This window comes from Streptomyces niveiscabiei, from assembly GCF_001419795.1.
GTDB lineage: Bacteria > Actinomycetota > Actinomycetes > Streptomycetales > Streptomycetaceae > Streptomyces > Streptomyces niveiscabiei.
The window spans coordinates 1-7,419 of the sequence record NZ_LIRL01001027.1 but is presented as its reverse complement, the minus strand read 5'-3'; the positions used below and the strand labels follow the sequence as shown (position 1 = coordinate 7,419).

The window sequence follows — 7,419 nt, the reverse complement described above, 5'->3', positions numbered from 1 at the left end:
CCGCCAAGAGCCCCCGCCCCGCCGGACCCGCCTTCCGCTGGGCCCTGGACCAGCGCCTCGGCCCCGAATCCGGGCGCGCCGGCACCCTCCTGCTGCCGCTCGCCCTCTCCGAAGGCGCCGGCCTGCCCTCCACCGGCCTGTGGCCCGCCATCGCCTCCGCCGTCTCCGCCGTCCCCACCGGACCCGACGACATCCGCTGGATCCTCGACCACGCCGACTCCCACATCGTCGAAGCCCTCGACTCCCACGGCCGGTCCGTCTACCGCCTCTACCACGAGTCCTTCGCCGACGAACTGCGCGCCACAGCCGCCGACACCTCCGCCGCCGTCACCGGAGCCCTGCTGGACTCGGTGCCCGTCGACCCCGCCACGGGCCTGCGCGACTGGAGCGCCGCACAGCCCTACGTACGCGACCACCTCGCCACGCACGCCGCAGCCGCCGGCACCCTCGACGAACTCGTCGTGGACCCGCTGTTCCTGCTCACCGCCGAGCCGGTCGCCCTCCAGCGCGCCCTCACCCGGGTGACGACACCGCAGGCCGTCGCCGCCCGCACCGCCTACGAACGCGTCGGCGTCGTCCTGGCCCGCGAGCGCGACCAGGGCGTGCGCTACGCCCAACTGCGGCTCGCCGCCCTCCAGTCCGACGCGACCGACCTCGCGGAGGCCATCCGGGGCCGGGCACCGGACCTGCCCTGGGACACGCGGTGGATGCTGCCGCTGCGCGCCGCCACCCCGTACCGGACGATCGGCGCCTTCGACTCCGCGGTCGTCGGCGTCGCCGTCGTCGAGTCGGAGCGCGGCCAGCTCCTCGTGACCGCCGAGTACGACGACGGGCTGCGGGTCTGGGACCTGGCCAGCGGGGAACTCCTCGGCACACTGCCGGGCCCGACGGGGTTCGAGGTCCGCGCGATGACCCCGAGCGGGCGGCTCCTCGTCGTCGAACGGGCCTTCGGGGAGCCGCCGGTCGCCTTCGACCCGGCCACCCGGGAAGCCCTGCCGCTCGGCGACGGCAAGCGGTGGCCGTCGTGGACCGCGTGGGCCGTCGCGGAGACGGACGGCGGACGCCTGGCCGCCCGCCTGACCCAGGAGTCCGTCGAACTCGTCGACCTGTCCCACGGACGCGACCCGGTGTACCTGCGGCTCCCGGCCCGCCCGGAGAGCCGCCTCCGGCCGCGAGCCGTCGCCCTCGGCAGCCACGACGGACGGCTGACCGTCGCGGTCGCCTGCGACGGCATCGGAACGCACGGGTCCGGCGAGAAGCACACCGTCCACGAACTCGCCACCGTCCTCATCTGGACCCTCGACCCGTCGGCGCTCCCGGCACAGGCCGTGCCCGCGCCCGACACGGTCAGGGAGTGCCGGGGCGAGGAGATCCTGACGCTCGCCGTACTCGACGGCCGGGTCCTGGCCGCCACCCGGCACACCCGGGTGTTCCGGACGTCCGGCTGCCGGGTGCACCAGCACACCGCCACCCTCTCCGAGTGGATGTGGCCGCACCCCGCCCCCGACGGCTGCCGGTTCGTGCGCGTGCAGGGCACGCCCTTCCTGATGTACGCGGTCCCCGGCGGCGCCGAGTTCGTGGGCGCCCGGGGCAAGGTCGACTGGCGCACCCCCGACGACCCGCGCCCCGGGACCCGGTTCGCCGGAGTCGTGGCCGGACCCGACGGCACACCCTCGGTCGTGTCCTGGCAGCAGAGCCGCAGCCCCCTGCGGATCTGGCCCCTGCGCCGAGGAGCCGCCGACGAACGCTCGGTCCTCTCCGGCACCGGCGCGCCCTCCCTGGCCGCCGGAGCCGTCGACGGGCGGCCGGTGCTGGTCCACCCCCGCAGCTCCGGGCCACCGCTGATCGTCGACGCCGCCTGCGGGGAACCCCTCGCCCACGGAGGCCGGCACTTCTCGCAGGCCGCCGGACGTCCGGGGGCCCCACCCGTGCTGTACTCCCCGACACCGGGACTGCGGCGCAGGCTCCGCGCCGAACTGCTCGGCGACCCCGGCCGCGACGTCCTCCTGCGCGGAGTACGGCGCGGCGACTCGCCCCACCTGCGCATGTCACGCCTCGACGGGCAGGACGTGCTCGTCGGCCTCTGCGTCAGCTACCTCGCCGTCTGGGACCTGACCGGGCGGCAACTCCACCGCTGGGACATCTCCTTCGGCGCCCCCTTCGTCACCGACTTCCAGGTGGCCACCCATCCCCGGGGCCTCCTCGTCCTCCTCCAACGCGTCCAGGGCTTCCGCGAGATCTACGCCCTCCGCGACGGAGAGGCCCTCTCCTACGCCCTCGACAACTGGACCCTGCGCGGCGACAGAGTCCTCGGCCGGTACGACAAGGGCACCGTCCTCAGCCTGGGCACCTGGCACGACGACATCGTGCTGGCCACCGCCGACAGCGTCCACCAGCTCCACGGCACGTCCGTGTCCTCCATCGCCTCCTGGCACCGGACCATCGGCCGCGGCGACCGCATCCTCCTCCACACCCTCCAGAACCACCGCACAGCCCTCGTCCTCGCCCAGGACGAGACCCTCTCCTTCTACGACGCGGACACCGACACCGTCCCCTGCCGCATCCACCTGGGCACCCAGGTCACCGCCCTCACCATCATCGACGACCACCTCCTCGGCGTCCTCACCCCGACCGGTCTGACCACTCTGCGCCTGCCGAGTCTGTAGGCGGGCGAACGAGCGGCGGTGACCTGGCGGGCTCGGGGTGCGGGAGGCGCGGGTGAGATCAGGACGATGTCGGCCTCCCCTTCCGTGGTTCTCCAGCAGCAGACGTATCCCCCTTCGAAGGAACGGACCTTCGTGCACGTCAGTGAACCCGTGTCGTGCGGCGTCCGAGAAGGCTTCCTGGAGCCTCGATCGGGTCGGAGTGCACGCCCTGGCCGAAGGCGGGAACCGCATCACCGCGATCGAGTCGTGGTGGCCCGGCGAGGGGCGCGGGTCCCGTACGCGCGTCCTGCGGAAACATGGGGTGGAGGGGGGCTTTGTCCGTTTCGTGGACTCTGCTGCGCGATTCAGCTGGGTGAGGTGTTCGGGGACGAGCCGTTCACCGGGGCGTTCGGAGGCTGGTTACGGTGGTCTAGTTCACGGAGAACCTGGCCGACCGGCAGGCCGTGGCGATGATGGTCCGCGCGATCGGCGTGGAGCAGGTGGTGTTCGGTCGGCTTCTGGAGGTCTGCCGTGACCAGGGCCTGGTCGGGGCCGGTGGCCAGCAGCGCACCGAACCGGACCGAATTCGCGGTTGAGAGCGTACGGGCGGCGCTGGAGGTTCTTGCGGTGGCGGCCCCGGGCTGGCAGACCGGCGCTGTGGACGTTCCCGAACTCGCCCATCGCTGCGAGGAACGCGTCAGCGGGTGGACGAGGCCGTCGTCGAGGACGAGACGTGAGCGGCTGGCCGGGGTGTTCGGGCAGGACGCACCGGCGCTCTGCCGGGCACCCGGGGCGGCTGCGGGAGATCGAGCCGGTCGCGTTCCCGTGCAGGATGCTCGTGCAGACCGACTACGTGTCCACCGACGCGCGGGGACGGAAGGTGATCGTGAAGCGGGACGCCAACAAGGAAGGCGTCCCGCCCGGGCGGCCAAGGGCGACGACCTGTTCCGGCTCGGCCACAAGATCCACCTCACCGAAACCTGTGCCACTCCCGCCGAAGCCGAAGCCGAAGCCGAAGCCGAAGCCGAAGCCGAAGCCGAGGCCCTGCCGTTACGGCTGATCACGGACGTTCTCACCACCGAGGCAAGCACCCCGGACGTCAAGGCCCCCCGCCCCGTCCAGCAGAATCTCGCCGACCAGGGTCTCACCCCAGGTGAGCACTACCTCGACGCCGGTTACCCGCCCGCGGACCTCATCCATGAGGCCGCCGACCATGGCATCACCATGGCCCCCCGGCCCTCCTCGACCACTCACCGCAGGCCAGGACTGGCGCCGGATTCCAGAAGAGCGCCTTCCGTATCGACTGGAAGGTCCGCCAGGCCCGCCGCCCGCAAGTCCGCACCAGCACCGGCTGGTTCCCCATCCGGCAGCCCGGCCGCGACGCCATCCAATTCGCCCGCACCGACGGCCATGCCCGCCCCGTCCAGGACAAGTACACGACCTCCGCACGCGGCACCCGCACCCTCAGCCTCCGCCCGAAGGAACTCCACGAGCCCCTGACCGAAGCCTGGGCCGACCAGGCCACCAAGACTGGAAGACCAAACACGCCCTCCACGCCGGGACCGAGGGCACCATCAACCAGACCCTCGACGTCACCGGCCTCCGCCGGGCCCGCTACTGCGGCCTGCCCAAGTCCGCCTCCAAGTACGCCTTCTCCACCACCGCCGTCAACGTCATCCGCCTCGACACCCCCTGGAACCCCAGCCAACCACCCTTCACACCCTGGCCCAGCAGACTCACCCGCCTCAGCCACCAACTCGCTGCCAGGACACCGAATTAAGCAGCAGAGCCGCCACCTCGCACAAAGACATGATCACCACCGCAGGAATACCCCGTGCACGGGGACCACGAGAGCCCCGGCCCCCCTTGCCGGTTGAGGAGGGAACACCCCCCACGTGTGCGGGGACCGCAGGTCCTCGTCCCGGGTCCTCGCGCCGGCCGCTGGAAACACCCCTGCGTGTGCGGGGACCACGGATTTCGGCACGGGCCGGGTGAACAGGACCTGGGAACACCCCCGCGTGCGCGGGGACCACAGCGCGCAGCGCGGTTCCGCCGTCGTCGCGGAGGGAACACCCCCGCGTGCGCGGGGACACACGAATGAATCTGCGAGCCGGAGACCGCCAAGCCGGGAGCACCCCCGCGTGCGCGGGGACCACTCCATGACCCCAGCGTGGGTCGTGAAGCGGGCGGGAACACCCCCGCGTGCGCGGGGACCACTGTTCGAGGGCTGCGCGGAGTGCTTCGGTGCGGGGAACACCCCCGCGTGTGCGGGGACCACTTCCCGAATGCTCCAACGCCTGGATACGTCTCGGGAACACCCCCGCGTGCGCGGGGACCACACGGTCAGGGCGTACGAGCAGGGCGCCACGCTGGGAACACCCCCGCGTGCGCGGGGACCACGAGGCGAAGTGTGCCGAATTCACGTGCTGGAGGGGAACACCCCCGCGTGCGCGGGGACCACACGTCCTGCCCTTCGGCGAGGCTGACACTGATCGGAACACCCCCGCGTGCGCGGGGACCACACTGCGTGAGCTGGGGCTTTAGCTGGCTGCTGGGCTGTTTTTCGTTACTTGTAGAGAAACGGACAATTTGGTCACTGGTGGCGGCTTGCTGGAGGAGAGGGGCGGGGAGTGCTTGGGCTGGTGACGCAGCGCTGGTTGTTGTGGTTCGCGTGTTGGCTGGTCGCGGGTGTGAAGGGCATTGGTCTCTCCGGCGTCGAGATGCCAATCGTACGGAACGCTGCTGGTCGTCAGGGGTTGTTTCGAGGGTGTGGCTGGACTGGGTCGCTGTTGGCGCCGGGGGTCTTGGGCTGCGTCCTCGAAGCTTGCACGGTTGGGAGCTCGGGCCGGCCCGCCGGGCGTCGGCATGGACGTTTGCTGGGCGAAGTGCAGATCGTCCTTGGTGTCCATGGCATTCATCAACAAGGTGCTTTCGGGAGCCGCAGTTTCTGCCTTCTGGGCAGAGGTTGAGATGGTTGAGTGCCGTCCGATCTGCAACCTGGGCAATGTCGACTTAGCTAATGCGAATGCATGGAGAGGTGTGCCCGCCAATGGGCACGCCTCCAGGGTCGAGCTGAATCGAGGGGAGTCAAGTAGGGGGAAATCGGATGATCTGCCCTGACTTTGTTGATGAAGTCACAGGTCAGTACCTTGCCGGTGCCGGGTTCTCCGCCTCGCCGAGGGTCGCTTCCGGAACGGAGTGCGGTGAACGGGGCTGGGCGGCCGACATGTCGCAGTCCGAGTGTCCGGTGTGCCCTGGGTGTCGCTGGCCTTCACCCGTTCGGTGCTCATGGCGGGGGAGGGGCACTGCAACCACCGGCACCAGCGCCGAGCTTGACCGCTTCCTGCGTGGCACGGGCCCGTGCGGCGGTCTCGGGCTCACCCCCGGAGCCCCGGAATTCCTCCGCCAGGGCCATGCGACAGCAATCCCATACCCTTGACATGCCCATTTCCCCCCGTTGTACTGATTGACGGTTCCAATACCCAGTGCGACAGGAGGCTGTTCATGCAGGCTGTCGAGGAAAAGGGCCGGATCGGGTCGGAAGAGAGTGCGGATGACGTATTCGACCTGGTGATCGGCGATCTGGAACAAGATATTCCACCGCTCACGTCACCGATGAACTCGGGCAGCGGTACCTCATGCGGCACGTGCTCGAGGATCTACTGCTGTTGACGCGCGCCGGGTGGTGCCGTCGACGGCGGTGCCACCCGGACGGCACGAGCGGGGAGGGGCAGCTTTGCCGGATGCGCGGGTGGATGTGGGGACGCTGTGGGAGATGCGAGCCCCTGACGACGAGGTAAGGGATGAAGGCGCTGAACTGCCGTACGCGGCACGGAAGATAGTCGAAGCGATCCGCGCCGGCGGAGCAGGCGCCCTGTTCCCGCCCGTGGTCGCGGACGGCCCCGAGGGAACGGTCGCGACGGACCGCCTACTCGGCGGCGAGCGCGACGCGCGGATGCTCGCGCAGGCGCTCGGGGAACCCCGGTTCGGGCCGCTCCTGGCCCTGCTGGAGCGGTTGGACAACTGGTGNNACCGCACTACACACGCGACCGCGTCAAGGAATGGGCGGCACGCTGCGAGGCGTTTCTCACGCTTTTCCTGGAGAGACTACAGAGAGACACCGCGACCTGCTGGCCGGGGAATCCGGCATTCTGGGGCCCGGTCGTCGGACTGTGGACGCACGGCGAGGAGACCCACAACGGACGGCAGCGCGTCCTGCGCCTGGAGTGCGCGGGCGGCGCCAGGATCGCCTACAAACCGCGCCCGGCGTCGGGCGAACTCCTCTTCACGGCGGAGCCGGAGACCGGCCCGCCGACCTCCCTGTTCGGCCTCCTCGACGCGGCGCCCCCGGCCTCCGGCGAGGTCCGCCTCCCGCTGCTCGCCTGCTGGCCCGGCGCCGAGAAGGGCTACCTGTGGCAGGAGTGGATCGAACCCCCGCCCCAGTGGGCCCCGATCCGCACGGAGGGCCCCTGGCAGCTGACCGGCACCCGGCTCACCCCACCGGAGGCGGCCCGCTTCTGGCACCGCGCCGGCTCCCTGACCGCCGCAGCGTTCGCCTTCGGCGTCACCGACCTGATCGGCGGCAACGTCGTCACCGGCACCCGCCCCGGCGACCTAGAACCCCTGCTCTACCCCATCGACCTGGAGATCTACTTCTGCAAGGTCACCCGCCTCTACGACACGGGCCTCCTGTACGACCCGACCGCCGACACCCCCCAGCACCACGTCGGCCTGGAGACCACCGCCCGCTGGTGCGCCCCCGAAGGCCCCCCGG

At 70.9% G+C, this 7,419-nt stretch carries 2 protein-coding genes, 1 pseudogene and 1 CRISPR repeat array; all 3 genes and pseudogenes read left to right on the top strand.

Features of this window, described 5'->3' with window-relative positions; translation table 11 throughout:
- A pseudogene (locus AOK24_RS39100) lies at positions 1-2,666 on the top strand (hypothetical protein); the annotation flags it as partial.
- A 443-nt stretch (positions 2,667-3,109) separates the two neighbouring features.
- The gene (locus AOK24_RS52410; RefSeq protein WP_276206889.1) at positions 3,110-3,241 is read left to right on the top strand and encodes a hypothetical protein; all 132 of its coding nucleotides are present in this window, start codon (positions 3,110-3,112) and stop codon (positions 3,239-3,241) included.
- Positions 3,242-4,588: 1,347 nt separating this feature from the next.
- Positions 4,589-5,167: a CRISPR direct-repeat array (repeat unit 29 nt; unit sequence GGGAACACCCCCGCGTGCGCGGGGACCAC).
- Between the two features lie 982 nt (positions 5,168-6,149).
- Positions 6,150-6,317: a hypothetical protein gene (locus tag AOK24_RS49430; RefSeq protein WP_162947387.1), complete on the top strand. Its 168-nt coding sequence runs from the start codon at positions 6,150-6,152 to the stop codon at positions 6,315-6,317.
- Positions 6,318-7,419: the final 1,102 nt, after the last annotated feature.